Annotated in this window: 20 protein-coding genes and 1 pseudogene; 9 read left to right on the top strand and 12 right to left on the bottom strand. The window is 73.6% G+C overall.

Annotation, left to right across the window (positions count from 1 at the left end; genetic code table 11):
• Positions 1-53: 53 nt before the first annotated feature.
• From ACFQ8C_RS26825 to ACFQ8C_RS26800, 6 genes are all read right to left on the bottom strand, one after another.
• Positions 54-608 (bottom strand): bacterial proteasome activator family protein, encoded by a 555-nt coding sequence (locus ACFQ8C_RS26825; RefSeq protein WP_383462087.1) that lies wholly within the window; start codon positions 606-608, stop codon positions 54-56.
• A 98-nt stretch (positions 609-706) separates the two neighbouring features.
• Entirely contained in the window at positions 707-3,571 is a 2,865-nt protein-coding gene (locus ACFQ8C_RS26820) for an FtsX-like permease family protein (RefSeq protein WP_383462085.1), read from the bottom strand.
• Positions 3,568-4,311, bottom strand: a complete 744-nt coding sequence (locus ACFQ8C_RS26815) for an ABC transporter ATP-binding protein (protein WP_383462084.1) — start codon at positions 4,309-4,311, stop codon at positions 3,568-3,570. The genes ACFQ8C_RS26820 and ACFQ8C_RS26815 overlap by 4 nt, the downstream gene beginning before the upstream one ends.
• A 103-nt stretch (positions 4,312-4,414) precedes the next feature.
• Positions 4,415-5,053 (bottom strand): PadR family transcriptional regulator, encoded by a 639-nt coding sequence (locus tag ACFQ8C_RS26810; RefSeq protein ID WP_383462082.1) that lies wholly within the window; start codon positions 5,051-5,053, stop codon positions 4,415-4,417.
• 99 nt (positions 5,054-5,152) lie between these two features.
• The gene (locus ACFQ8C_RS26805) at positions 5,153-5,950 is read right to left on the bottom strand and encodes a hypothetical protein (protein ID WP_383462081.1); all 798 of its coding nucleotides are present in this window, start codon (positions 5,948-5,950) and stop codon (positions 5,153-5,155) included.
• A 276-nt stretch (positions 5,951-6,226) separates the two neighbouring features.
• The gene (locus ACFQ8C_RS26800) at positions 6,227-7,915 is read right to left on the bottom strand and encodes a protein kinase (RefSeq protein WP_383462079.1); all 1,689 of its coding nucleotides are present in this window, start codon (positions 7,913-7,915) and stop codon (positions 6,227-6,229) included.
• A 291-nt stretch (positions 7,916-8,206) separates the two neighbouring features.
• Here ACFQ8C_RS26800 and ACFQ8C_RS26795 point away from each other — a divergent pair, with 291 nt between their 5' ends.
• On the top strand, positions 8,207-9,868 hold the full coding sequence (locus tag ACFQ8C_RS26795) for a protein kinase (RefSeq protein WP_383462078.1): 1,662 nt from the start codon (positions 8,207-8,209) through the stop codon (positions 9,866-9,868).
• A gap of 43 nt (positions 9,869-9,911) precedes the next feature.
• Here the strand turns inward: ACFQ8C_RS26795 and ACFQ8C_RS26790 are convergent, their stop codons facing one another.
• From ACFQ8C_RS26790 to ACFQ8C_RS26780, 3 genes are all read right to left on the bottom strand, one after another.
• On the bottom strand, positions 9,912-10,928 hold the full coding sequence (locus ACFQ8C_RS26790; protein ID WP_383462077.1) for a phosphotransferase: 1,017 nt from the start codon (positions 10,926-10,928) through the stop codon (positions 9,912-9,914).
• Positions 10,929-10,943: 15 nt separating this feature from the next.
• On the bottom strand, positions 10,944-11,375 hold the full coding sequence (locus ACFQ8C_RS26785) for a pyridoxamine 5'-phosphate oxidase family protein (RefSeq protein ID WP_383462076.1): 432 nt from the start codon (positions 11,373-11,375) through the stop codon (positions 10,944-10,946).
• A 483-nt stretch (positions 11,376-11,858) separates the two neighbouring features.
• Positions 11,859-12,518 carry a response regulator gene (locus ACFQ8C_RS26780; RefSeq protein ID WP_383462075.1) on the bottom strand — a complete coding sequence of 220 codons (660 nt, stop codon included), beginning with the start codon at positions 12,516-12,518 and terminating at the stop codon, positions 11,859-11,861.
• 343 nt (positions 12,519-12,861) lie between these two features.
• On the opposite strand from ACFQ8C_RS26780, the gene pdhA reads away from it, so the two are divergent.
• From pdhA to ACFQ8C_RS26755, 5 genes are all read left to right on the top strand, one after another.
• Complete coding sequence (pdhA, locus tag ACFQ8C_RS26775) at positions 12,862-14,043, top strand: pyruvate dehydrogenase (acetyl-transferring) E1 component subunit alpha (protein ID WP_383462072.1); 1,182 nt, start codon at positions 12,862-12,864, stop codon at positions 14,041-14,043.
• Between the two features lie 2 nt (positions 14,044-14,045).
• Positions 14,046-15,026, top strand: coding sequence for an alpha-ketoacid dehydrogenase subunit beta (locus ACFQ8C_RS26770; RefSeq protein WP_383462071.1), 981 nt, complete (start codon positions 14,046-14,048; stop codon positions 15,024-15,026).
• Positions 15,027-15,036: 10 nt separating this feature from the next.
• Entirely contained in the window at positions 15,037-16,455 is a 1,419-nt protein-coding gene (locus ACFQ8C_RS26765; RefSeq protein ID WP_383462070.1) for a dihydrolipoamide acetyltransferase family protein, read from the top strand.
• A 109-nt stretch (positions 16,456-16,564) separates the two neighbouring features.
• Positions 16,565-17,239, top strand: a complete 675-nt coding sequence (locus ACFQ8C_RS26760) for a GntR family transcriptional regulator (RefSeq protein WP_383462069.1) — start codon at positions 16,565-16,567, stop codon at positions 17,237-17,239.
• The gene (locus ACFQ8C_RS26755; protein WP_383462067.1) at positions 17,236-18,549 is read left to right on the top strand and encodes a nitrate/nitrite transporter; all 1,314 of its coding nucleotides are present in this window, start codon (positions 17,236-17,238) and stop codon (positions 18,547-18,549) included. Before ACFQ8C_RS26760 ends, ACFQ8C_RS26755 begins: the two co-directional genes overlap by 4 nt.
• 5 nt (positions 18,550-18,554) lie before the next feature.
• Here ACFQ8C_RS26755 and ACFQ8C_RS26750 read toward each other — a convergent pair whose 3' ends face one another.
• Positions 18,555-19,382 carry a maleylpyruvate isomerase family mycothiol-dependent enzyme gene (locus tag ACFQ8C_RS26750; RefSeq protein ID WP_383462065.1) on the bottom strand — a complete coding sequence of 276 codons (828 nt, stop codon included), beginning with the start codon at positions 19,380-19,382 and terminating at the stop codon, positions 18,555-18,557.
• Between the two features lie 163 nt (positions 19,383-19,545).
• Here ACFQ8C_RS26750 and ACFQ8C_RS26745 point away from each other — a divergent pair, with 163 nt between their 5' ends.
• Positions 19,546-20,349 carry a carbon-nitrogen family hydrolase gene (locus tag ACFQ8C_RS26745; RefSeq protein ID WP_383462063.1) on the top strand — a complete coding sequence of 268 codons (804 nt, stop codon included), beginning with the start codon at positions 19,546-19,548 and terminating at the stop codon, positions 20,347-20,349.
• A gap of 65 nt (positions 20,350-20,414) precedes the next feature.
• Positions 20,415-21,566 (top strand): SMI1/KNR4 family protein, encoded by a 1,152-nt coding sequence (locus tag ACFQ8C_RS26740; protein WP_383462061.1) that lies wholly within the window; start codon positions 20,415-20,417, stop codon positions 21,564-21,566.
• A 150-nt stretch (positions 21,567-21,716) separates the two neighbouring features.
• Here ACFQ8C_RS26740 and ACFQ8C_RS26735 read toward each other — a convergent pair whose 3' ends face one another.
• Complete coding sequence (locus tag ACFQ8C_RS26735) at positions 21,717-22,325, bottom strand: hypothetical protein (protein WP_383462060.1); 609 nt, start codon at positions 22,323-22,325, stop codon at positions 21,717-21,719.
• A 145-nt stretch (positions 22,326-22,470) separates the two neighbouring features.
• Here ACFQ8C_RS26735 and ACFQ8C_RS26730 point away from each other — a divergent pair, with 145 nt between their 5' ends.
• Positions 22,471-23,691: a trans-sulfuration enzyme family protein gene (locus tag ACFQ8C_RS26730; protein ID WP_383462058.1), complete on the top strand. Its 1,221-nt coding sequence runs from the start codon at positions 22,471-22,473 to the stop codon at positions 23,689-23,691.
• Between the two features lie 9 nt (positions 23,692-23,700).
• Here the strand turns inward: ACFQ8C_RS26730 and ACFQ8C_RS26725 are convergent.
• A pseudogene (locus tag ACFQ8C_RS26725) lies at positions 23,701-23,938 on the bottom strand (hypothetical protein); the annotation flags it as partial.

Genomic DNA, 23,938 nt, shown 5'->3' with positions numbered 1-23,938 from the left:
CGCACTCGTGGTGCGCCGGGCCCGTCACGTACGGCAAAGCCCTCGGGGCCGTCCTACAGATACGGCCCCGAGCCGACCGCGCGCCCGTGCCCACGGCCACCGGGCTCGTCGTCGTCGTCGTGCGAGGCGCCGGGCGGCAAGGCCCGCCGCATCTGCTCCAGTTGGGCGCGGGCCGCCATCTGCTGGGCGAAGAGCGCCGTCTGGATGCCGTGGAAGAGGCCTTCCAGCCACCCCACCAACTGGGCCTGCGCGATGCGCAGTTCCGCCTCGGAGGGGATGGTCTCGTCGGTGAACGGGAGCGAGAGCCGCTCCAGCTCCTCGACCAGCTCCGGCGCGAGGCCGTCCTCCAGCTCCTTCACCGAGCTGGCGTGGATCTCCTTGAGCCGGACCCGGCTGGCCTCGTCGAGAGGTGCCGCCCGAACTTCCTCCAGAAGCTGCTTGATCATGCTGCCGATCCGCATGACCTTCGCAGGCTGCTCGACCATTTCCGTCACCGGGACCTCGCGGGGTTCGTCGTCGCCCTGGGCGCCGCCGAGTGCCATCCCGTCCTGTCCCACGATGAGGACCTGGGGGCTCTCCGGCGACCTGTCATTCCTCGGCATCTCCATGCCGCCATTCTCTCGCACACATGCTTCACCACCAGGTGTGCCCGGAGAGAAGGGTGATCCACCCTCCTCTCCGGGCACGGTCAGGGCACGGAAAGGCGTCAGGTCGCCGCGCGGCGGGCCACCGCCCCCTTCGAGCGGGTCACCAGGGCGGCGAGCAGCGCCGCGCCGAGCGGGACGGCGACCAGCAGGGCCGCCAGCGTCTCCCAGGGCACCACGACCGGCACGTACGGCGGGGTCAGGTCGCCGCCCCAGCCCTCGGCGACGTTCTGCTCGTGGAAGCGGATCTGCTGGCGCTCCTCGGTGAGCCGCAGCCCCACCGCGGGGAGCAGTCCGGCGACCGAGCCGAGGACGACGCCCATGGCGGCGACCACCCCGCACTGGAAGCCGCTGAGGGTGCGGCGGACGCGCGGCGGGGCGCCGACGGCGGCCAGCGTCTTCAGATCGGCCTCCGCGTCGGCCTGGGCGAGGCCGGTGGCGATGCCGGCGGCACCGATGGTGACCAGGCCGGCGAAGACGGTCAGCGCGATCAGGAAGATGCTGTCGTCGGAGACGTACCCCTCCTCGACGGTGAGGTCCACTCCGGCACCGAGGGTGGCCAGTTCGGCGTCGAGCTTCTGGCGCTGCTCGCTGACGGGCATGGCGTCGGTGCTGAAGTAGGCGCCGACGGGGACGGTGGTGAGACCGGCGGACCGGGCGGCCTCGGGGGTCATGAGGACCTGGAGGCCGTAGCTCTTCGGGTCGCCGGGCACCAGGTGGGCGGCGAGCCGGGAGACCTTGCCCGGGGCGGGCTTGTTCTCCGCCGACGCCTTCTCGGCGGCCTTCATGTCGGTGACCTGCTTGATGCCGATCGTGCCGTCCGCGGCCACGAGCGGCCTGGAGAAGACGACGGCCCGGCCGTCGGCGAGGGCCCGGGCGGCGCCGGGGTCGGTGATGCCGAGGACCTTCAGGAGGCGGGCGTCGCCGACGAGGAGCCCGCCGTCGACGTAGACACCGCCGCCGCCCGAGGTCTGCTTGCAGCGCCAGTCCTCGCGGATCATCTTCCGCCGCTGCTCGGGGGTGAACTTCTCCGAGGGGTCGCTGCCGTCGGTGGTCGCGATCCACATCGGGCACTCGTTGGCGGGCGGCACCAGCACCTCGTACTGGCCGCAGCCGTCGCCGCCGCCCCAGGGAGGGCAGCCCGGCTTGCCGACGGCGACGCGGGAGACGTCGGCGCGGGTCTCGACGGAGAAGTAGCGCTGGACGGCGTCGGCGACGGCGGGGACGTCCCGGCCGCCCTCCTCCATCTGGAAGAAGGAGACGGCGCCGTGCGGCAGGCTGGCGGAGTACTCGGCCCGGTACTGGGCGTCGCTGCTCGACGTGTACGTGGCGACGGCGACGGTGCCGGCGACGGCGGCGAGGACGGCGGCGACCGCGGGAGCCGTACGGCCCCGGTTGCGGACGGCGTCGCGGAGCGCGAGCCGCGGGGAGAGCGGCAGCCAGCGGCCGGTCCGCCCGAAGAGCCCGACGAGGGCGGGGGTCATGGCGACCACACCGAGCTCGGCGATGGCCGAGCCGCCGGCGACGATGACGAACTGGTCGGTGACCACCGAGCCGTAGAGGGCGATCGCCCCGCCGAGCAGCAGCGCCACCAGGCCGAGGACGGGCAGCACCTTGCTGGTGGAGCGGACGCCGCGACGGCCGGTGAGCGAGGCGAGCACGGTCTGCCGGGAGGCGGTGACGGCCGGGACGATGGCGGCGAGCAGGCCGGTGAGGACGGCCAGCAGGGCGATGCCGAGGAGTTCGAGCGGGCGGACGTCGAAGCCGCCGAACCGCTGCCCCATGAAGTCCTCCAGGAACGGCTGGAGGGCCAGGGTGAGGACCAGGGCGAGCACCGTGCCGACGACGGCGGCGGAGACACCGATGACGAGGCCCCCGCTGAGGACGATGGCGCGGATGTGGCTGCGGGAGCCGCCGTTGGCGCCGACCAGGCCGAGCTGACGGCGGGAGCGGCGGGCGCCGACCGCGAAGGCGGGACCGGCGAGCAGGCAGATCTCCAGCATCGCCAGGCCGACGACGGTGGCGAGGGAGGCGAGCAGCATGGCGTCGGCGCCGCCGCTGGACTCGAAGTCGCCCCAGCCTTCCCGCTGGTAGAGCGGGACCTCGGAGTCGGCGGGCGGGTCCAGCCGGACGACGCGCGAGACGACGGAGACGCCCTTGGCGTTGATCTCCTGGACGTCGTTCCACGTGAAACCACCGTCGTGCCGCACCAGGTACGAGGTGGTGGAGCCGGGAGCGAGCGCCCCGGCCTTCTCCGCGGCCTTCCCGTACGGGGCGAGGAACGTCCCGGGCAGCGCGGTGATCTGGGCGGCGTCCAGGCTGTCGGGCAGCTCGTAGGAGCCCACGATCCGGTAGGGACGGTCGAAATTGCGAGCGGAAACGGTCGAGCCCACCGAGAGCCCGCTCTGCTCCAGAAACGCGGAGGTGGCGATCACCTCGTCGGCCTTCCGCGGGTAGTGCCCGTCGAGGAGGGTCGTGATGCCCCGGGCTATCGGATCGTCGGCCTTCAGCTCCCGGACGTCGGTCTGGAGCAGGCCGTGCACGGTGGTCAGCTTGGCCGCGCCCTGGGTGTCGGTGATCCAGCGGTCGCCGGCGGGTATGGCCTTGCGGGGGTCGGTGGAGCCGCTGGGCCAGGGGGCGTTCTCCTCCTCCTTCGCCGGGTAGACGTTGTCGCCCTCGGGGCTCTGGAGGACCGGGGCACCGCCGAAGTCGGGGTCGCGGAAGACGGCGTCGGCGGCGCCGATGGACCGCTCCAGCTGCTCGGCGACGGAGAGTTCGGAACTGCGGATGGTGAGATCGGCGGCGCTGACCCCGAGGATGGGGAGGGCGATCATCGCGAGGACGAGCGAGCTGCGGCCCTTGGCGCGCCAGGCGTCGCGGCGGGCGATGCGGACCGCCGCCCGCCAGGAGTGGAACCAGGTCTTCACGCCTCCGCCACCCGGCCCGTCAGGAGGGAGTCGGCCTCGCTGCGCACGGTCTGGTCGACGATGGCGCCGTCGCGCAGGAAGACGACCCGGTCGGCCCAGGCGGCGAAGCGCGGCTCGTGGGTGACGAGGACGCCGGCGGCGCCCGCGTCGCAGCGGGAGCGGAGCAGGGCGAGGACGGACTCGCCGGTCTCGGAGTCGAGGGCGCCGGTGGGCTCGTCGGCGAGGACGAGGCGGCGGTCGCCGACCAGGGCGCGGGCGATGGCGACGCGCTGCTGCTGGCCGCCGGACATCTCGTCGGGGAACCGGTCGGCGAGGTGTCCGAGCCCCATCTCCTCCAGCGAGGCGAGGGCCTCCACCCGCGCCTTGCGGGCCGACGTCCCGTCGAGCTCGCGCGGCAGGGAGACGTTCTCGGCCGCGGTCAGCGCCGGGATGAGGTTGTAGTCCTGGAAGACGTAGCCGATGCTGCGGCGGCGCAGGGCGGCGAGCTCCTTGAGCCCGGCGGTGGTGATGTCGGTGCCCTCCACGAGCACCTGTCCCGAGGTCGGGGTGTCGAGGCCGCCGGCGATGGTGAGCAGCGTGGACTTGCCGGAGCCGGAGGGGCCCATGACGGCGACGAGTTCACCGGGGTGCACGTCGAGGTCGATGCCGCGCAGGGCGTGCACCTCGGTGGCGCCGGACCCGTGGACCCGGGTCAGGTTCTGCAGGCGCAGCACGGGCTGCGCGGCGAGCGGTGTGGACATGAAGGGTCCCCCTAGGGTGCGCGACGGCGGCGCACGGTGAGCGGTGTGGTGGAAGAACTGAGGAGGTCGTACGGAGGAGGCCGTACGGGGGCTCAGGCCCTGGTCAGCGGGGTCGACCGGGCGCGGGCGCGGTGGCGGGCGCGGGTGCGGTGGCCGGTGCGGACGCGGACGCGGGCGCGGGTGCGGCGGTGGGCGCGGTGGCGGAGAGGCGGATCAGCCGGGACTCGCAGTGGTCGAGCCAGCGGGCCTCGGCCTCGGTCTGGAAGATCAGCTGCTCCAGGACGAGGAGCCAGGCGATGTCGTCGCGTTCGCGGGTGCCGGTGCCTTCGAGGGCGGCGAGGGCCTGGGCCTTGAGGCGGGTGTAGTCCTGCATGGCCTTCACGGTGTGGCGGCGCTGGGACTGGATGACCTCGCGGATGTCGACGCCGGGTGCCCCGACGGCCATGGCGAGCTTGATGGCGAGCTCGTCGCGGGCGGGGCTGGTGCGGTCCACGGGCTTCTCGAACCAGGTGCGCAGCTCGGTGCGGCCGGCGTCGGTGATCGCGTAGAGGGCGTGACCGGCGCCGTCCTCGCCGCTCTGGGCCACGAGGCCGTCCCGTTCGAGCCGGCCCAGGGTCGTGTAGACCTGCCCGACGTTGAGGGGCCAGGTGGAGCCGGTGCGGGACTCGAACTCGGTGCGCAGCTGGGAGCCGTAGCGGGGGCCGTGTTCGAGGAGGGCGAGGAGCCCGTGGCGGATCGACATACCGAGTATGTATACCGGGTATGCCGAGGGCGGCCAACCGTCCTGAGGGGGACCGGGAGGGTCCGACTCAGGAGGGAGCGGGCGGGGCCGGGAGGGTGGTCAGCGGCGGCGCAGCCGCAGCCCGAGGAAGCCGAGGCCGAGGCCCATCAGGGTGAGCCCCACCCCGAGGGTGAGCAGGGGAACGCGCTGGTCGGGGCTGGTGGCGGAGCCCCGCATGGCGAGCGGTGGGGCGGCGGCGGGGCGGCTGGCGCGGGCCGCTTCGGGGCGCGCGGCGGGGTCCTCCCCGGGTACCTCGGCGTCCTCCTCCGGGAGGCGGCCGGCGAGGGATTCTGTAGCGGTTCTGTCACGTGAGGGGGTGGCGGAGGCGTCGTCCTCCGTGGGGGTGGCGGTCGGCGTGGCCGGTTCGGGGCGGCCCGGCCGGGTGCGGCCCTCGCCGGCGGGCCGGCCGGCGAGGGAGGGGGATCCGGTGGGCGTGGGGGCGTCGCTGGTGCGGGCGGCGGGTTTCCCGGGGCGGGGGGCACCGGTCCGGGCGGGGGCTCCCGGACCGCCGGTGGCGGTGGCGAAGGGCGACGCGGTGGTGCCGGTACCGGTGCCGGGGGTGCCGGTGGGGGCGGACGTGGACGGGCGGCCGGTCCCGTCGGTGTCGCCCGGTCCCGGGGTCGTACCCGGGCGGGTGGTGGCCGGGCCGCCGGTCGCGGTGGGCGCGGAGGCGGAGGAGGACGGCGCGGCGGGGGTGGAGGCGCCGGGCGTGGTGGGACCGGCGGTGGGGCCGTGGGCCGCGGCGCCGGCGACGCCGCACAGGGTGAAGGCGCAGGCCAAGACGGGGGCGAGCGCGGCCTTGCGGAGGGCGGCGCGGGCCCAGGGGACCCCCGCCCGCGCGCTTGCCCGTCCGCGCACCCGTACCCATACCCGACCGCGTACCCACACCCGACCGCGCACGCGTCCGCTTGCCCGTCCGCGCACCCGTACGTGTCCGCTTACCCGACCGCGCACCCGTACGTGTCCGCTTACCCGACCGCGCACCCGTACCCGTACCCGTACGCCACCGTCTCCGCCGTTACCGCGTCCGTCGGTCCCGCCGCGTGTGGGAGTCACCGGGAAACCCTCCCCTGCCGTGCCGCCGAGGTGTCCGACTCAGCGTCACATACCGGGACGAGTCCGGCATCCCGGCGGTTACTTCGGGGGGTTGCCGGTGGAGATCTCCAGCGTGAACTCGGCGTCCTTGGCGCCGATGTCCTCGCCGGCCGGCGGGTACTGGCCCAGGACGGTGTCCTCGCCGTAGGTGTTCTCGTCCGTCGGGTTCTGCTTCTTGACCTTCCAGCCGGCGGCCCGGATGCAGTCCTTCACCGAGGCGAGGTTCTTGTACGTGAAGTCCGGCACCTCGAACTTCTCGGGGTCGTCGCTCGACTCCCGCGGCTCGGTGCACTTCTTCGTCTCGATGGTCTTCGACAGGTCCGGGCCCTTGTGGCCGGGGCTGTCGGTCTGGGTCTGCTCGGTGCCGCCGGTCTGGGTGCCGGTGACACCGCCGGTGCCGCCCGCGTTGGGGTCCTGCTCCTTCTCCCACGGCTTGAGGGCGACGAGCGCGCCGCCGACGGCGATCAGGGCGACGAGGACCGCGCCGACGACCATCGGCATGTTCCGACGCGGTGCCGGGGCGACCGGGGCGGGGGTCGGGGCGGGCGCGTACGAGACCGGCGGCGGGGTCTGGTAGCCGGGGGCCGGCGTCGCGGTCTGGTAGCCGGGGGCCGGCGTCGGCGCCTGGTGCGGGTAGCCGTACGCGGGGCCGGGCATCGGCGCCGGGGCCGGGGTGGGCGGGCCGTACGGGCCGGGCTGCGGGGCCGGCGGCTGGTACGGCTGCTGGACGTGCGGGGCGGGCTGGTGCGGCGGCGGGGTCTGGCCGACCGGCGGGAAGACGGCCGAGCCGACGCCCGAGCCGCTGCTGACCGGGGCGCCCGGGACGATCACGGGGGCGGCGGACTGGCCGGCGGAGAGCACCCGCAGGCACTCGTCGCGCATGGCCGCGGCGCTCGGGAACCGCTCGTTGGGGTTCTTCCGCAGGGCGCGGGCGACCAGCGCGTCCATCGCGGGCGACACGGAGCGGTTCACGGAGGACGGGGCGACCGGCTCCTCCTGCACGTGCGCGTAGGCGATGGCCAGCGGCGAGTCCGCGTCGAAGGGGAGGCGGCCCGTCAGCAGCTGGAAGAGCATGATGCCGACCGAATAAAGGTCGGAGCGGGCGTCCACCGGCCGGCCCAGGGCCTGCTCGGGGGAGAGGTACTGCGGGGTGCCGACGACCATGCCGGTCTGGGTCATCGAGGTGACGCCGGACTGCATGGCGCGGGCGATGCCGAAGTCCATGACCTTCACGACGCCGCGCTTGGTCATCATCACGTTGCCGGGCTTGATGTCGCGGTGGACCAGCCCCATCTCGTGGCTGACCTCCAGGGCGGCGAGCACGTCCGCCGTCACCTTCAGCGCCTTGTCGGCGGGCATGGCCCCGTACTGGCGCACGTCGGAGGCGAGGACCGAGCCGAGCGGCTGCCCCTCCACGTACTCCATGACGATGTACGGCATCATGCCGCCGTCGAGGGTGTCCTCGCCGGTGTCGAAGACCGAGACGATGTTGGTGTGCGAGAGCTTCGCCACGGCCTGCGCCTCGCGGCGGAAGCGCTCGCGGAACGAGGCCTCGCGGCCCAGCTCGGTGTGGAGCGTCTTGATCGCGACCTGGCGGTCCAGCGCGCTGTCGTACGCGAGGTAGACCGAGGCCATGCCGCCCTCGCCGAGGAGGTCGCGCAGCTGGTAGCGGCCGTTCGCGACCGAACCGCCCGCGTAGCGGCCGCCCTGAGCGCCGTCGTGGCTCATGTGTGCTGTCCCCCTGCGCCCCGCGGCGTCGGTCCGTCGTCTCCGGCCCGGCCGCGATATCCGGCCGATTCTGCGCCAAGTCTGCCCGAGGCCCCTGACACGTCAAGCCGAGTGCCCGTTCCGTGACCCTCTGCACCGCCCGTGTAGCGGAGGGGTCGGGCGAAACTCACGGAATTTGCACAGGCGTACACGGGAAGGGTTGGATGGCCCGTCATCGCGGACCGTGATGTCGTACGAAGCCTGTAGCGTGACGACTGGACACACGGCACGCACAGACGACGGCGAGGACTCATGGAACCCGGATCCGACGCAGGTGGCGGTGTGCCGGGCGCTGCCGGGGAGTCGTGGGGGCTCGGCCGAGTCGTCGGCGAGGGCCGCTACCGCCTGACGCACCGTCTGGGGCGCGGGGGAATGGCCGAGGTCTTCGCCGCCGAGGACGTGCGGCTGGGCCGCACCGTCGCGGTGAAGCTGCTCCGCTCCGACCTCGCCGAGGACCCGGTCTCCAAGGCGCGGTTCACGCGCGAGGCACAGTCGGTCGCCGGCCTCAACCACCACGCGATCGTGGCGGTGTACGACTCCGGCGAGGACGTCGTGGACGGCCGCCCGGTGCCGTACATCGTGATGGAGCTCGTCGAGGGCCGCACCATCCGTGACCTGCTGGTCAGCACGGAGGCGCCCGGTCCCGAGCAGGCGCTCGTGATCGTCTCCGGCGTCCTGGAGGCGCTGGCCTACTCGCACCAGCACGGCATCGTGCACCGCGACATCAAGCCGGCCAACGTGATCATCACGAACACCGGCGCCGTGAAGGTCATGGACTTCGGCATCGCCCGCGCGCTGCACGGCGCGCAGGCGACGATGACGCAGACCGGCATGGTCATGGGCACCCCGCAGTACCTCTCCCCGGAGCAGGCGCTCGGCAAGGCCGTCGACCACCGCTCCGACCTGTACGCGACGGGCTGTCTGCTCTACGAACTCCTCTCGCTGCGGCCCCCCTTCACGGGCGAGACGCCGCTGTCGGTGGTCTACCAGCACGTGCAGGACATCCCGGTCCCGCCGTCCGAGGTCCGCGGCTCGACGCCGCCGGAGCTGGACGGTCTGGTGATGCGCTCGCTCGCGAAGGAGCCGGACGACCGGTTCCAGAGCGCCGAGGAGATGCGCGGGCTGATCCAGTACAGCCTGGAGATGCTCCAGCAGCAGGGCGGTCACACCGGCACCTGGAGCACCGGTCCGGTGGCCGTGCACGAGGGCGGGCAGACCCCCGTCCACGGCATGACCGCGACGACGGCCATGGGGCACCCGCCGCTCGGCGAGACCGCCCAGGGCCGGATCGTCCCGCTGCCCAACCCCGACGACGGCGGCTACTACGGCGGCGGCTACGACGACGGCACGGGCGGCACCGGCGGCTACGGCGCGAACGGCGGCCACGGCGGCCACGGCGGTCAGGACGGCGGGGGCAAGCGGACCAGGATGGTGCTGTTCGCGGCGCTCGCGCTGGTCGCGATCGTCGTCGGCGTCGTGTTCGCGGTGCGGATGGGCGGGGACGGCAACAAGAAGAAGGACCCGGTGACGACGCCGTCGACGGTCTCTTCCGCGCCGTCCACGGCCTCCGAGGAGCCCACGCCGTCCGAGGAGCCGTCCGAGGACACGTACGAGCCGCCGACGAGCGGCGGCGACAGCACGCAGAACCCGTGGCCGCCCACCACCGCGCCGACGACGGCCACGCCGACGCCGACGCTGGAGCCGACGACCGACCCGACGACGACGCCGCCGACCACGGCGCCGACGCCGACGGACGAGCCGACGACGGCGCCGACGCCGACGGACGAGACGACGACCGAGCCGACGGACGGCGGCGCCACCGGCGGCGACCCCGACCCGACCGGCGGGGACAACGGCGACCCGAACACCCCGCCGCCCGGCGGGGCGGCGGGCGACACCGGGTCCACCCCGTAGGCGGGCGACACCGGGTCCACCCCGTAGCGGGTGGCGCAGGGCGTCAGGCGGCGAAGGCGTCGCGGACGGCGTCGTACTCCCGGGTCCACCACACGGCCAGGGCCGACACCGCGGGAAACTGCGGGTCGGCCCTGTGGTCGTTCAGCTGGTAGCGCCAGCGCAGCGTCCAGAAGTCGTTGAGCCGCTCCCACCACACCCGGTGCACCGCCGCGGCCAGTTCGGCACCGTCGGCACCGGTGGCCCGCCGGTACGCGCGCGCGTACGCCCGCGCCTTCTCCAGGTCCAGCTCGCCGCCCGGCCGTACGAAGAAGATCGCGGCGGCCCGGACGGCCTCCTCGGCCCGGGGGCGGACGCCGAGGCGGTCCCAGTCGACGATCGCGGCCGGTTCGGCGCCCCGGTAGAGCAGGTTCAGCGGGTGGAAGTCGCCGTGCACCCAGCCGACCGTGGCGGGCGCGGGCGGGCGCCGGTGGGCGTGCTGGGCGAGCAGCCGGCGCCGCTCCCGCAGCCGGTGCTCGGCGAGCGCGTCGAAGCTGCCGTGCGGCCGGTGGGCGCGGGCGAGGCGGATCAGCTCGGCGATGGAGGCGAAGGTCTCCTCGGGGCGGGCGCTGTCGTGCCGCTCGCCGGGCGGCGGGGGCTCCATGACCCGGTCGAGGGTGGTGTGGACGCGGCCGAGGAGGGCGCCGAGGCGGCGGGAGCCCTCGGTGGTGAGCTGGGCGCCGTCGCGGTGCCGGCCCTCGACCCAGGGGTGCAGGGCGTAGCAGCGGCCGTCGATGACGGCGACCGTGCGGCCGCGGCTGTCGGGCAGCGGCGGGGCCACCGGCAGGCCGAGGGCGTGCAGCCGCTGGGTGGCGCGGTGCTGGCGGGTGATGGTGGCCCGGTCGGCGGTGGGGGCGTCGAGGTGCTGCTTGAGGAAGTAGTGGCCGCGGGTGGTGGCGAGGCGGTAGCCGCGGTTGAGCAGTCCCTCGGTGACGGGGACGCAGGACAGGGGCTCGCCGGCGTGCGGGTGGCGGCGCAGCAGGGCGCCGACCGGAGGAGCGGAATGTTCAGATGAGCGCGGCACTCCGCAGATGTTAGATCACGCCGCGTTGTGGAGATGTCGCGGTGCGGAGGCGGCCGCGGGCCCGTAGTCGATGGTGTGGACGGTGACGAACTGGGGTTCGATCCGCATGTAGACGGGGACGAACGGTTCGCCGTCCACGGTCACCGGTTCGGGGCCGAAGGCGGCCAGCTCGACCTCGGTCGGCTCGACGATCTCGGCGGTGCCGGTGAACTGCACGGAGCACAGGGTGCCGGACTCCGGATCGAGGTCGTCCGCCCCGTAGGCGACGACGCTGCCGCTGCAGGCCTGGTGGTAGCCGAGCCCCTCGTGCATGCGGATCAGGACGCTGCCGTCGGAGACGATGTGCCGGGCGGGCGCGACGAAGGGCATCGCCCGCATGCTCGTGGCGACCCGGCCGTACGACGCACGGCCGAGCAGTTCGATGGCGCGGATCTCCTCGGTGGACATGTCTCCACTCTCCGCCACCGGCACCCCGTCGGGAAAGGGGCCCCGGCCCCGCGTCGGCGGGGACGTAGGTCCCGAATGCCGTCCGCCGGGCCCGGACTGCTCCTTCCGGGTGAGCCCCCGGGGAGCCGTCCGGCCTGGAGGGGGCTCGGAGGCTCCGGCCGGGCCCGGAGGGGGACGGGGGGCCCGGACGGGCTCCCGGAGGGGCCTGGGCCCCACCCGGGCCCCAGGAGGGGCGTGAGGGGCTTCGGGCCGGACCGGGAAGGGCCTGAGGACTCTGGCCCGGGACCGGAGGGGTGTCGAGGACTCTGGCCCGGGCCCGGAGAGGTGTGAGGGCTCTGGCCCCTGCACGGAGGGCGTGAGGGGCTTCGGGCCGGGTTCGGGGGGCTGAGCGGCCGAGGAGGCCGACAGGGCCGACGGGGCCGACGGGCTCGGGCCGGGCCCCTCGGCCCGCCGAGGGCTCGGGTCCGGCCCGAGCCCGGTGGCTCAGTGCCGTTCGGCCTGCATGCGCGCCACGTACGCGGCGGCCTGCGAGCGGCGCTCCATGCCGAGCTTCGACAGCAGGCTGGAGACGTAGTTCTTGATGGTCTTCTCCGCGAGGTGGAGGCGCTCGCCGATGGCCCGGTTGGTCAGGCCCTCCCCGATCAGATCGAGGATCTTGCGCTCCTGCTCGGTGAGGTGGGCGAGCTTGTCGTCGCTCTTCGGGTTGTTGCCGTGCCGCAGCCGCTCCAGGACCCGGGCCGTCGCCACCGGGTCGAGCAGCGACTTGCCGGCCGCCACGTCCCGGACCGCGTTCAGCAGCTCGTTGCCCCGGATGGCCTTGAGCACGTAGCCCGAGGCGCCGGCCATGATCGCGTCGAAAAGCGCCTCGTCGTCCGCGTACGAGGTCAACATCAGACATTTGATCGACTCGTCCTGGGAGCGGACCTCGCGGCAGACCTCGACACCGCTGCCGTCGGGCAGCCGCACGTCGAGCACCGCCACGTCCGGTCGGGTCGCTGGGATCCTGACCAGGGCGTCGGCCGCGGTTCCGGCCTCGCCGACCACCTCGATGTCGTCCTCCACGGAAAGCAACTCGTGGACGCCGCGCCGGACGACTTCATGGTCATCCAGCAGAAATACCCGGATTTTTCCTTCTTCGCGCACGGAGCCAGTCTCACATATTGGCTCTTCCGGTGCCCGGGGTGTGCGGGTTACGGTGCCGGATGTTCCGACGAGGGTGTCGGGCCGCTGCCCAACGCGCTGACCAGGGCGAGCTTCCGCTTTTCTCGATTTACTTGGAAATCCAAGCAAATTCGCAGGTCAAGAGGGGTTTCGCAGGAATGCGGCGTGATGGGTAACGTGCCTTGTGACGGCGCTCGCCGGGACAACTGTCACGCCCGACCCCGGCCGCGTCGCACCCACCCCGTGCGCAGGGTACGGATAAGGCGGAGAGCCGCACTGGCCCAGCCGGCGAACCCGGGGGCCGGACCGACGGAGGAGCACGCACGTGACCGTGGAGAGCACTGCCGCGCGCAAGACGACGCGACGCAGCAGCGGCGCCAAGCGCACCACCGGCGCCAGCGCCGGCGCAAAGAAGGCCGACCAGGCCCCGGCCGGGGAGCCCGAGCTCGTTCAGTTGCTGACGCCCGAAGGCGAGCGCGTCCAGCACCCCGACTACGACATCGACCTGAGCGCCGAGGAGCTGCGCGGTCTCTACCGCGACATGGTCCTCACCCGCCGCTTCGACGCCGAGGCGACCGCGCTCCAGCGCCAGGGCGAGCTGGGCCTGTGGGCCTCGCTGCTCGGCCAGGAGGCCGCGCAGATCGGCTCCGGGCGGGCCCTGCGGGACGACGACTACGTCTTCCCGACCTACCGGGAGCACGGCGTGGCCTGGTGCCGCGGCGTCGACCCCACCAACCTGCTGGGCATGTTCCGCGGCGTGAACAACGGCGGCTGGGACCCCAACAGCAACAACTTCCACCTGTACACGATCGTCCTCGGCTCGCAGACCCTGCACGCCACCGGCTATGCCATGGGCATCGCCAAGGACGGCGCGGACTCGGCCGTGCTCGCCTACTTCGGCGACGGCGCCTCCAGCCAGGGCGACGTGAACGAGTCGTTCGTCTTCTCGGCGGTCTACAACGCCCCGGTCGTGTTCTTCTGCCAGAACAACCAGTGGGCCATCTCCGAGCCCATCGAGAAGCAGACCCGCGTCCCGCTCTACCAGCGCGCCCGCGGCTTCGGCTTCCCCGGTGTCCGCGTCGACGGCAACGACGTCCTCGCGTGCCTCGCCGTCACCCGCTCGGCCCTGGAGCGCGCCCGTCGCGGCGAGGGCCCGACGCTGGTCGAGGCGTTCACCTACCGGATGGCGGCCCACACCACCTCCGACGACCCGACCCGCTACCGCCGCGACGCGGAGCGCGAGGCGTGGGAGGCGAAGGACCCGATCCTGCGGCTGAGGATCTACCTGGAGAACGAGGGCCACGCCGACGCGGCCTTCTTCGAGGAGCTGGAGGCCGAGAGCGAGACCCTCGGCAAGCACGTCCGCGAGGTCGTCCGCGCCATGCCGGTCCCCGACCACATGGCGATGTTCGACCACACGTACGCGGACGGGCACGCGCTCGTCGACGAGGAACGCGCGCAGTTCGCCGCCTACCAGGCGTCCTTCGCGAACGGAGAGGCCGAGTAATCATGGCTGTTCAGAAGCTTCCCCTCGCGAAGGCGCTCAACGAGTCCCTGCGCAAGGCCCTGGAGACCGACCCCAAGGTCGTCATCATGGGCCTGGACGTCGGCAAGCTCGGCGGTGTCTTCCGCATCACCGACGGCCTCCAGAAGGACTTCGGCGAGGACCGGGTCGTCGACACCCCGCTCGCCGAGTCCGGCATCGTCGGCACCGCGATCGGCCTCGCGCTGCGCGGCTACCGCCCCGTCGTGGAAATCCAGTTCGACGGCTTCGTCTTCCCGGCGTACGACCAGATCGTCACCCAGCTGGCGAAGATGCGGGCCCGCTCGCTCGGCACCGTGAAGATGCCGGTCGTCATCCGCATCCCCTACGGCGGTGGCATCGGCGCCGTCGAGCACCACTCCGAGTCCCCCGAGTCGCTCTTCGCGCACGTCGCGGGCCTCAAGGTCGTCACCCCGGCGAACTCCTCCGACGCCTACTGGATGCTCCAGCAGGCGATCCAGAGCGACGACCCGGTCATCTTCTTCGAGCCCAAGCGGCGCTACTGGGACAAGGGCGAGGTCGACACCGAGGCCATCCCCGGCGAGCTCCACAAGGCGCGGGTCGCCCGCGAGGGCACCGACCTCACCCTGCTGGCCTACGGCCCGATGGTGAAGACCTGTCTGGAGGCGGCCGCGGCCGCCGCCGAGGAGGGCAAGTCGATCGAGGTCGTCGACCTCCGCTCGGTCTCCCCGCTGGACTTCGACACCATCCAGACCTCGGTCGAGAAGACCGGACGCCTGGTCGTCGTCCACGAGGCGCCGGTGTTCTTCGGCTCCGGCGCGGAGATCGCCGCCCGGATCACCGAGCGCTGCTTCTACCACCTGGAGGCCCCCGTCCTGCGGGTCGGCGGCTACCACGCGCCGTATCCGCCGGCGCGCCTGGAGGAGGAGTACCTGCCGGGCCTGGACCGCGTGCTCGACGCCGTCGACCGCTCGCTGGCGTACTGAGGAGAGCACGATGACGATCCGCGAATTCAAGATGCCCGACGTGGGCGAGGGCCTGACCGAGGCCGAGATCCTCAAGTGGTACGTCCAGCCCGGTGACACCGTCACCGACGGGCAGGTCGTCTGCGAGGTCGAGACGGCGAAGGCCGCCGTGGAGCTGCCGATCCCCTTCGACGGCACCGTCCACGAGCTGGTCTTCCCCGAGGGCACCACGGTCGACGTCGGCCAGGTCATCATCTCGGTGAACGTCGGTGGAGCCGCCCCGGCGGCCCCCGCCGCCGCGGCCCCGGCCGTGGAAGCCGCCCCGGCGGCCCCGCCGGCCCCCGTGGCCCCCGCGCCCGCCGAGGACGCGCCCCAGGAGCGCCAGCCGGTCCTCGTCGGCTACGGCGTCGCCGCCAGCTCCACCAAGCGCCGCGCCCGCAAGAGCGCCACGGCCACCGCCACCGCGCCCGCCGCGGTGGTCCCCGAGCAGCTGAACGGGCACGCCCCGGCCGGCCCGCGCCCGCTGGCCAAGCCGCCGGTGCGCAAGCTCGCCAAGGACCTCGGCGTGGACCTGGCGTCGGTCGTCCCGACCGGCCCTGACGGGGTCATCACCCGTGAGGACGTCCACCGCGCCGCGGCTCCGGCCGCTCCCGTGGCCCCGGTCCAGGCCCCGGCGGCCCCCGTGGCCCCGGCCGCCCCCGCCGCCCCGGTCCAGGCGCCCGTCGCCGTCGCCGCCGGCGCGGGCGAAGCGCGGGAGACCCGGGTCCCGATCAAGGGCGTCCGCAAGGCCACGGCGGCGGCGATGGTCGGCTCGGCCTTCACCGCCCCGCACGTCACCGAGTTCGTGACCTTCGACATCACGCGCACGATGAAGCTGGTCGAGGAGCTCAAGGCCGACAAGGACATGGCCGGCCTCCGGATCAACCCGCTCCTCCTCATCGCCAAGGCCGTCCTGGTCGCGGTCCGCCGCAACCCGGAGATCAACGCGGCCTGGGACGAGGCGGCGCAGGAGATCGTCCTCAAGCACTACGTGAACCTGGGCATCGCCGCGGCCACCCCGCGCGGTCTGATCGTGCCGAACATCAAGGACGCGCACGCCCAGACCCTGCCGGAGCTCTCCCGCTCCCTGAGCGAGCTGGTCGCCACCGCCCGCGAGGGCAAGACGACCCCGGCGGCGATGCAGGGCGGCACCTTCACCATCACCAACGTCGGCGTCTTCGGCGTCGACACCGGTACGCCGATCCTCAACCCGGGCGAGTCCGCGATCCTCGCGGTCGGGGCGATCAAGCTCCAGCCCTGGGTCCACAAGGGCAAGGTGAAGCCGCGTCAGGTCACCACGCTGGCGCTCTCCTTCGACCACCGCCTGGTCGACGGCGAGCTGGGCTCCAAGTTCCTGGCCGACGTGGCCGCGGTCCTGGAGCAGCCGAAGAGGCTCATGACCTGGGCGTAGCGACCCTCTTGGGGGTTGTGTCCCGCTTGGCGTGTTTCACGTGAAACAGGCCCGTCCGCATCGCGGACGGGCCTGTTTGTTGTACCCCTCTTGTATCTATGCTGTGCGCATGCCATCAGCCGCACCCCCCTCCACCGACCAGCCCGTCAAGCAGCCGCCCGCCGCCGAACGCGTCTACAGCCACGTCAAGCGGGCGGTCCTCGACCGGCGTTACGAGGGCGGAACCCTGCTCACCGAGGGGGAACTGGCCCAGGCCGTGGGGGTCTCCCGCACGCCCGTCCGGGAGGCGCTGCTCAAGCTGGAGATGGAAGGGCTGCTGAAGCTCTACCCGAAGAAGGGCGCCCTCGTCCTCGCCGTCTCCGCCCAGGAGATCGCCGACGTCGTCGAGACCCGGCTGCTCGTCGAGGAGTTCGCCGTGCGGCGGGCCGTGCCCGCGCCGCCCGCCCTCCTCACCCGGCTCGAAGAGCTCCTGGAGGAGCAGCAGCGGCGGGCGGGCGACGGCGACCTCGCCGAGGTCGCCGTCACCGACCGCTGCTTCCACGCGGAGATCGTCCGGTACGCCGGCAACCAGATCCTCTCCCGCCTCTACGACCAGCTCCGCGACCGGCAGCTCCGCATGGGCGTCGCCGTGATGCAGGCCCACCCCGACCGCGTCGCCCAGAACATCGCCGAGCACGCCGAGATCCTCGACCGCCTCAGGGCCGGCGACGCCGACGGCGCCGCCGCCGCCGTCCGCGGCCACCTCGGCCGCGTCGGCACCCTGGTCCGGGGTGAGGGCAGGTGAGCCGCGACGGATACGGCTCCGCCGTCACCCTCCCCGGCGACCCGCCCGGCGGCCGGCGCGCCGCCCTCGTCTGGGGCGTCGGCGTCGGCGTCTACTTCGTCGCCGTCATCTTCCGCACCTCGCTCGGCGTCGCCGGACTCGACGCCGCGGACCGCTTCCACGTGGGCGCCTCCGCGCTCTCCACCTTCTCCATACTCCAGCTGCTGGTCTACGCGGGCATGCAGATACCCGTCGGCCTCATGGTCGACCGGCTCGGCACCAAGAAGGTCCTCGCCCTCGGCGTCGTCCTCTTCACCCTCGGCCAGCTGGGCTTCGCGCTCTCCCCCTCGTACCCCATGGCCCTCGCCTCCCGCGCCCTCCTCGGCTGCGGCGACGCCATGACCTTCATCAGCGTCCTGCGCCTCGGCGGCCGCTGGTTCCCGGCCCGCCGCGGGCCGCTCATCGCCCAGCTCGCCGGCCTCATCGGCATGGCCGGCAACCTGATCTCGACCGTCGTCCTCGCCCGCGCCCTGCACGGCCTCGGCTGGACCACGACCTTCGTCGGCAGCTCCCTCGCCGGCGTCCTCGTCCTGGTCCTGCTGCTCGTCTTCCTCAAGGACCACCCGGAGGGGTACGAGCCCACTCCCGTCCACCACGCGGGCGCCGCCTACGTCCGCCGGCAGATCGCGGCGTCCTGGCGCGAGCCCGGCACCCGGCTCGGCCTGTGGGTGCACTTCACCACCCAGTTCCCCGCGATGGTGTTCCTGCTGCTGTGGGGACTGCCGTTCCTCGTCGAGGCCCAGGGCCTGTCCCGGGGCACCGCGGGCGAACTCCTCACCCTCGTGGTGCTCTCCAACATGGCCGTCGGCCTCACCTACGGCCAGATCATCGCCCGGCACGGCGGCGCCCGCGCCCCGCTCGCCCTCGGCACGGTCGCCGCCACCGCCCTGCTGTGGGCGGCCACGATCGCCTACCCCGGCGACCACGCCCCGATGTGGCTGCTCGTCACCCTCTGCCTGGTCCTCGGGGCCTGCGGACCGGCGTCCATGATCGGCTTCGACTTCGCCCGCCCGGCCAACCCGCCGGAGCGTCAGGGCACCGCCTCCGGCATCGTCAACATGGGCGGTTTCGTCGCCTCGATGACGACGCTGCTCGCCATCGGCGTGCTGCTCGACGCCACCGGCGACAATTACCGGATCGCGTTCTCCTCGGTCTTCGTCCTCGAAGCCCTCGGCGTCGTCCAGATCCTGCGCCTGAAGTCCCGCACCCACCGCCGCGAGCGCGAACGCCTCGTCGCCAGCCGCGTGGAGGCCGTCCACGTGCCGGTCTGAGCGGTCTAGCTGGGCGTCACCGCGAAGTGGTCGAGGATCGCCGCGGCCAGGTCCCCGTCGCCCTCCACCTTGACCCGGTCGGCCACCTCGGCCGGCCGGACCCGGCCGCAGGCCAGCCGGACGTAGGTCTCCCAGTCCGTCGCCAGCGTCACCGCCGGGCCCAGCGACGGCGCCCCGTCGATCGAGCCCCGCCCCTCCGCGTTCACCCGCACCGTCCGCAGGAACTCCACCGGCCCCGTCACGTCCACCACGACCGCCGAGTTCGCCGGCGCGCCCGCGCCCTTCGCGACCACCTTCGGCAGCGCCTCCAGCAGCATGTCCCGCACCACGAACGCGCCCGGCGAGTCCAGGTTCCCCGGCACCCCCAGCGCGATCCGCAGGTCCTGCTCGTGCACCCAGGTGTCGAAGGCCCGCAGCCGGTAGCCCTGCTCCAGGGTCTGCTCCGTGCCCAGCGGGGCCCGGATCACGTGGTCGGGAGAGCGGTTCTCGTTCCGCAGCTGACGGGCCCGGCGGATCAGGATGTACTCCAGCTCCGAGGTCATCTCCGGCGCCGTGTGGTGCCGCCGGACGTCGACCTGCACCTCCATGTAGCGGGCGAACTCACTGCGCACGTGGTACAGGTCGCGGGGGAGCGAGTGGATCGGCCTCGGGTCCCCGAGCATCTCCGTCTCCAGGCCGATCACGTGCGACACGATGTCGCGGACCGACCAGCCGGGGCACGGGGTCGCCCGGTTCCACTCGCCCTCCACGAGCGGCTGCACCAGCTCGGCTATCGCTTCGATGGAATGGGTCCAGGCGTCGGCGTAGTTCTGGAGGCTGGGATGGACGGTCACGGGACCCCTCGACGTTCTTCGGTGCGGGCTGAAAACACGACTGGGCGACAGTGGAATGGGAGGCTCGGACGCTAAGTTACGCTCCCCGGGAGCACCCCGGCAGTGCTTTCGTGTGACGATCGTAGGCCGGTGTTGACGGCTTCAACGCCAGGACGGTGGTAGTGTGCGCGCCTCGCTGATCCAGATCGCGGTAGACCCGGACGAACCGGTCGCCGACCGGCGGGCCCGCGCGGCCCGCCTCGTACGGGAGGAGCGCGGGGCCGCGGACCTCGTCGTCCTCCCCGAACTGTGGCCCGTGGGCGCCTTCGCCGCCGACCTCTTCGGCCCCGAGTCCGAACCCCTCCACGGCCCCACCTACACGGCGATGGCCGCCGCCGCCCGGGACGCCGAGGTCTGGCTGCACGCCGGCTCCTTCGTCGAGTCCGCCGGCGGCGCCCTCTACAACACCTCCCTGGTCTTCTCCCCCGACGGCGAGCTCGCCGCCTCCTACCGCAAGATCCACCGCTTCGGCTTCGACAAGGGCGAGGCCGTCCTCATGGCCGCCGGCGAGGACCTGGTCACCTTCGACCTGCCGCACCTCACCGTCGGCGTCGGCACCTGCTACGACCTGCGCTTCCCCGAACTCTTCCGCGGCCTCGTCGACGCCGGCGCCGAGGCCTTCGTCGTCCCCGCCGGCTGGCCCGCCCGCCGCCGCGCCCACTGGCGGCTCCTCGCCCAGGCCCGGGCCGTCGAGAACCAGGCCTACGTCCTCGCCTGCGGTACGGCGGGCACCCACGCGGGCGTCGAACAGGCCGGCCACTCGCTGGTCGTCGACCCCTGGGGGGAGATCCTCGCCGAGGCCGGCCCCGGCGAGGAGGTCCTGCGGACCGTCCTCGACCCGGCGAAGCCCGCCGCGATCCGCGAGGAGTTCCCGGCCCTCAAGGACCGCGTCCTCGGCATCGCCGCGCCGCGCCGCACGCGGGTCTGAGCGAGCGGGCAAGACGCGGGAAGCAGGGGCAGGGGGCGGGGAGCATGGGGACAGGAGAGACGGGCATGGGGGAGTCACCCGCGCACGCGCAGGACGGCACGGCGGCGGCCGATCACGTCGCCGCCTTCGCCGGGCTCTTCGGGCCGCCGCCCGAGGGGCCCGTCATCCCCGTCGACTGGGCGGCCGTGGAGGAGTGGATCGGGCTCCGGCTGCCCGCCGACTACAAGGCGGTCGCCACCGCCTACGGCCCCGTGGACCTCGGCGAACGGCTCTGGATCCAGACCCCCTACGCCGACGGGCACGGAGGCTTCGACTACGGCCGCTTCGTCGAGGAGTACCGGCGGATGGCCCCCGGCGTCCTCCCCTTCGGCGCCACCCGCACCTCCGGCACCCTCTTCTGGGACACCACCGCCTCGGACGACCCCGACGCCTGGCCCGTCCTCCTCCACGACCCGCACGAGGAGAGGAAGGGCCACGCACCCTGGCGCCGCCCCGGCACCACCCTGCTGGCCACCCTCGCCCTCCTCGTCGACGAGGGCCTGCCCCGGACCCTCGCCCGCAGCGCCCTCGCCGAGGACGTGACCGAACTCTGGACCCCGCCGCCGCGCCGCCCCGCGCCGACGGCCGCGCAGCGGACCGCGTTCACCGGCAGCGGCACGGGACTCGACACCCTCACCGCCGCCGTCCCGCCGCCGGCGGAGCCGTACCTCGGCGAACGCGACTGGGAGTGGACCTACGACCAGCTCGGCACCGAACTCCCCACCGCGTACGTCCGGCTGGCGGAGACCTACGGCGGCGGCGTCTGGTGCGACTGGCTCCGCTTCCACCTCCCCTGGGGCGCCGGGCGGTACGACCTCGCGCCCTGGGCCGAGTGGTACGGCGACAACTACCGCTCCCTGCGCGCGGACTACCCGGAGTTCCATCCGCTGGCCGCCTGGCCCGAACCCCGCGGCTTCCTGCCCTTCGCCTCCACCATTGACGGCGACCAACTGGGCTGGCTCGCCGAGGGCGACGACCCCGAGACCTGGCCGCTGATCATCGACCCCCGCCACGCGCGCGTGGGGCCGCCGCTCACCGGCACCCTCACCGAGACCCTCCTCGCCTGGCTGCGCGGCGAACTCACCGTCGAAGGGCTGCCCCCTCTCGCGTACCCGCACGAGGACCCGATCGACCGGATCGCCTACCAGCCCAGGAAGCCCCCCGGCACGCGCCCCTGACACCGCACACCCCGCCGGCGGCACACCTCCGGCCGGCACCGAACCCCACCGGCGGCACGCCTCCCGCCACACCGAGCCCCACCGGCACCGCGACCCCACCCGTACGGCGACCCCACCCGCACCGAGGCCCCACCCACACCGCGCATCCCGCTAGGACTGCGTCTCCGCCCAGAAGCCCGTGCCCCGGGACAGGGCCGCGCGGACCGCTCCGCCCCGGGTGAGCGCCGCGCGGTCCACGCCCGCGAAGACCAGCGCCAGCGCCAGGTCCGCCGCGAGCGCCCGGCCCGTCACCGTGACCTCCAGCCGCCGCCCCCCGAGGCGCCCCGCGCCCCGCACGGCCACCCGGACACCCGGGTCCTCGGCGTCCGCCGCCCGGGCGAGCGTCCAGGAGCGCCGGTTCTGCGCCCACAGGCGGTAGTCGTCGCCGCCGTACCGCAGCCGGAGCCCGCGCTGCCGGGCCGTCACACCGAAGCGGTTCCGCTCCATGGGCACGAGCGCGCCGCCGAGCCGCAGCGTCGACCGGTTCAGCGTCGGCAGCCGGATGACATCCGTGTGGATGCCCCGCGCCTCGTACGACGCCTCCGGGAGCCGCCCGCCCCGCAGCTCCGAGACGACCGTCTCCGGCACGGTCTGCCGCAACGGCGCCTCCACCGTGACCTCGCCGAACTCCGCCGACGTGCCGCGCCAGCCGGCCCGCCGCTCGTACCCCTTCCCCTCCCGCCACGGACGCAGGGTGAAAGGCGTGACGGTGGTGTGCATGGCGCTCCCCTCGCGGACTCACTCCCTCGACCCTCGCATGAGCAGCGGCCAGAGCCCCGGCCGGGCTCTCCACCCGCTCCGCGACCAATCCACTCCCCCGCGATTGGCTCTGGGAGGAGACGAACTCCCTCCCGAGACTGACCCCATGAGCAGCGAACGCGATCACTCCGCCACGTCAGCGGGCGACCTCCGCCCCGAGACCCTCGCCGTCCACCCGCCCCGGGTCGAGATCACCGGCAGCGTGCCGCTCGGCGTCCCCCTCCACCAGGGCCACGTCTTCGCCTTCGAGTCCGCCGACGCCCTCGCCGACTCCATGCACTCCGGCGACTCCTTCCTCTACAGCCGCATGGGCAACCCGACCGTCCGCACCCTGGAGGACGCCGTCGCCCGCCTGGAGGGCGCCGCCGGCGCGCTCTCCTTCGCCTCCGGGATGGGCGCCATCAACTCCGTCCTCCTCGGACTGCTCTCCGGCGGCGGGCACGTCATCGCCCAGCGCTGCCTGTACGGCGGCACGTACGCGATGCTCACCGACCTCGCGGCCCGCTGGGGCGTCGAGATCAGCTACGTCTCCGGCACGGACCCGGAGGAGGTCGCCGCCGCCCTGCGGCCCACCACCCGGCTCCTCTACCTGGAGACCATCGCCAACCCCACCACCCGCGTCTCCGACATCCCCGCCCTCGCCGCCGTCGCCCGCGCGGCCGGCGTCCCGGTCGCCGTCGACAACACCTTCGCCTCCCCGCTGCTCTGCCGCCCGCTCTCCCTCGGCGCGGACCTCGTCATCCACTCCGCCACCAAGTACCTCGGCGGCCACGCGGACGTCCTCGGCGGCATCGTCGCCGGCGACGACCCGGAACTCCTCGCCCGGCTGCGCCACTTCGCCGTGGAGCTGGGGGCCTCCACCGACCCGTTCGCGGCCTGGCTGACCCTGCGCGGCATGCAGACCCTCTCGCTGCGGATGGAGCGCCACTGCGCCTCCGCCGCCACGCTCGCCGCCCGGCTCGCCGACCACCCGGCGGTCGAGGCCGTCCGCTACCCCGGCCTCGCGGGCCACCCGGACCGGGCGATCGCCGAGCGGCTGCTGCCGGACGGCGCGGGCGGGGTGATCTCGCTGGACCTCTCGGGCGGCCGGGAAGCCGGCCGGGCCTTCGTCGAGGCGGTCCGGCTGGCCTCCCTCTCGGTCTCCCTCGGGGACGTGAAGACCCTGGTCATGCACCCGGCGTCCACCTCGCACCGCCAGCTCGACGCCCCCGCCCTGGAGGCGGCCGGCATCGGCCCCGGCACGGTCCGCCTCTCGGTCGGCATCGAGCACGTCGAGGACCTGTGGACGGACCTGGACCAGGCCCTCGGCAAGGCGTCCGCGGTCTAGGGAGAGGCCCTAGTCCTCCCGCTCGGCCATCCGGATCACGCACACCGCCACCGCGATCAGCAGGGACGCGTCGGCGTCCTCGCGGACGACGTCCACCGCGTAGGTGTCCCGCACGCGGAACCAGCGGCGGGAGATGTGGGCGAGGAGTTCGCCGTCGGGGACGACCGCGCACAACCCGTCCACGTTACCGCCCCGGTGCAACACGTGGGGGGCCGACAACAAGGTGACCCGCGAGGGGGTGAGCCAG

The organism is Streptomyces sp. NPDC056503 (assembly GCF_042794995.1).
In the GTDB taxonomy this organism is placed as follows: Bacteria; Actinomycetota; Actinomycetes; order Streptomycetales; family Streptomycetaceae; genus Streptomyces.
Note: the sequence above shows the minus strand (reverse complement) of the source record. Positions and strands in the feature narration are given on the sequence as shown.